The following is a 1,905-nucleotide window of genomic DNA, read 5'->3' on the forward strand; positions in this document are numbered from 1 at the left end:
GGTGGTGGGCCTGTGGGGGATCACCACCCCGTCGTTCTGGTGGTACGCCTCGATGCCCTTGTGAAATTTCAGGAAATCGTGACGGTGATCGATGTGCCGTGCTGGTTGGAGAGGTCGCCGAAGGTGAGGGTGAGCTGCTGGCCGGGGGAGGCGTGGGTCACGAGGGGGTGGGATTGGAGGATCTTGGTGGTTGGGCGGTGCCAGGTCACGGTGAGTTCGGTGAGGTCGCGCCGGGGGTCCGACACGGAGACGGTGGCGGTGCCGTCGGGGTTTTCCCTGGCGAGGACGGCGCAAGGAGCGGAAGCGGTCAGCGGACCCGCGGTTCCTTCGTTCCAGAAGTTGGCGGCGGTGATCCCAAGGGAGGGGATTCGTACCGCTTGCTGCCGCGGCGTGTTGGCGAGGACGTCCACCCAGGCGGGGTCGGCGGCACGGGCCTGCGTTTCTTCCGCACTCGTCCCCGGAAGAAGCATGTAGAAATATCCCGCTGATATGGGATCCACCCCATGGTCTAGCCAGAGCGTGGCATAACTCCGGCTCACCAACCCATACGTGCGTTTCTCCTGGAGCGTATGAACTCCCTCCGGCACGACATATCCGCCATGCCCCTCCAGATACACCCAGTTCTCGCCGCGAGTAAGCGACGTTTCCGTCCTGCGATTATCCACGATGGTTTCGACAGGAACCTCGTCCTGGCTGGAAATCCCCGCCCCTAAGCAGACAATCGCATCATCAAGAAAGAACCACGACTTGAATGCCTCCATTGTGCTTTCCAGCCCATTCAAGTGCTGACCCACCGTCGCGTACAGACCGTCGGTCGCGCCCCCAACCCACCGCCCCGGCGGACAGGTATCCCCCCACCCAGCACCCGCCCCATCCGGCAATCGCCGCGTGGAAACGGTCGTCCCCGGCAACCGATACGGATCGACAGTCGGCCAGAACGAATCCGAATACTGATCCCCATGCCCCGCCGCCCACCAGTAGAGCATCCCCGAACCGGTATGCCAGCCCCGCAGGTTCTCCCCGTTCCCATGCTCGTAATGCCCAACCCGATCCGACGCCATGCTGAGCCCCGCACACCACCCCGGCCTGCGATGCACCGCCCGCGCGCTCATCGGCAACAACCGATGCCCGACCGGCTCATCCGCCGCGGGAATCGCGTCATCATCCAGAATCGCGGCAAGCCGCGCGTGAAACGCGAGATCATCCCGCTCCGCGGCCTCAAGCATGGGCTGGTGCGTGTTCCGCCGCGCCCACCCCTTGACCATCCCCTGCCACCGAGCCCGCACCCCCGGCGCCGCCGCGTCCCCCAGCATCAGAATCGACGCCGCGATCTCCCGCCCCCGCTGGTGATCCCCGTACGGCCTCCGGTTGATCCCCCGCCCCCGGACCAGATCCATACAGAACCCGTCATGGATGAAAGGCGCGAACGACCGGTCCACCGCATCGAAGACGCTCTCATTGGTGATCTCCCATGGTGACCCGCGCAACACGGCGAACATGGTCGCGATCCCGTTCAGCAACGTCGATCCGTACGCACCCTGATACGGAACAAACGTGTGCTGAATGAACGATCCATCCCGGTAGAAGCCATCACCCTCCTCCACCAGCGGAAAGACAGGCGACAACGCGGACACAGCCAGATCCGCCTTCTCCGGATCCGACCGCAACATCGCCCGCAGCAACATCACCAAACACAGATCGACCCGATTGGCCCCCGTACTGTTCCCGCGATAACACCCCAGCCATCCCTCCGGAACAAAGTGATCCACCGCATCCCGAAGCCCCCCACTCTGCCGCTCACTCAAATACCCCCCGATCAGCACAGCCGCGTCGAGCAACCCCTTAGGCACCCCAATCCGCCAATGCCACCAGTTCCCCACGGGCTCCGCCCCCGCCGCATACACC

Annotated in this window: 1 protein-coding gene and 1 pseudogene; both read right to left on the bottom strand. The window is 64.4% G+C overall.

All coding sequences use genetic code 11. From position 1 onward, the window contains the following. Positions 1-68 precede the first annotated feature (68 nt). Positions 69-1,226: a polysaccharide lyase family 8 super-sandwich domain-containing protein gene (locus tag Aple_RS54920; protein WP_246264977.1), complete on the bottom strand. Its 1,158-nt coding sequence runs from the start codon at positions 1,224-1,226 to the stop codon at positions 69-71. Positions 1,227-1,268: 42 nt separating this feature from the next. After that, positions 1,269-1,904: pseudogene (locus tag Aple_RS54925) on the bottom strand (lyase); the annotation flags it as partial. Position 1,905: the final 1 nt, after the last annotated feature.

Origin of the sequence: Acrocarpospora pleiomorpha (genome assembly GCF_009687885.1) — a bacterium.
In the GTDB taxonomy this organism is placed as follows: domain Bacteria; phylum Actinomycetota; class Actinomycetes; order Streptosporangiales; family Streptosporangiaceae; genus Acrocarpospora; species Acrocarpospora pleiomorpha.

Bases quoted from the DNA above. Each gene is read 5' to 3' on its own strand.
- Aple_RS54920 (WP_246264977.1), bottom strand. From the start codon at position 1,226: ATGCTTGAGGCCGCGGAGCGGGATGATCTCGCGTTTCACGCGCGGCTT.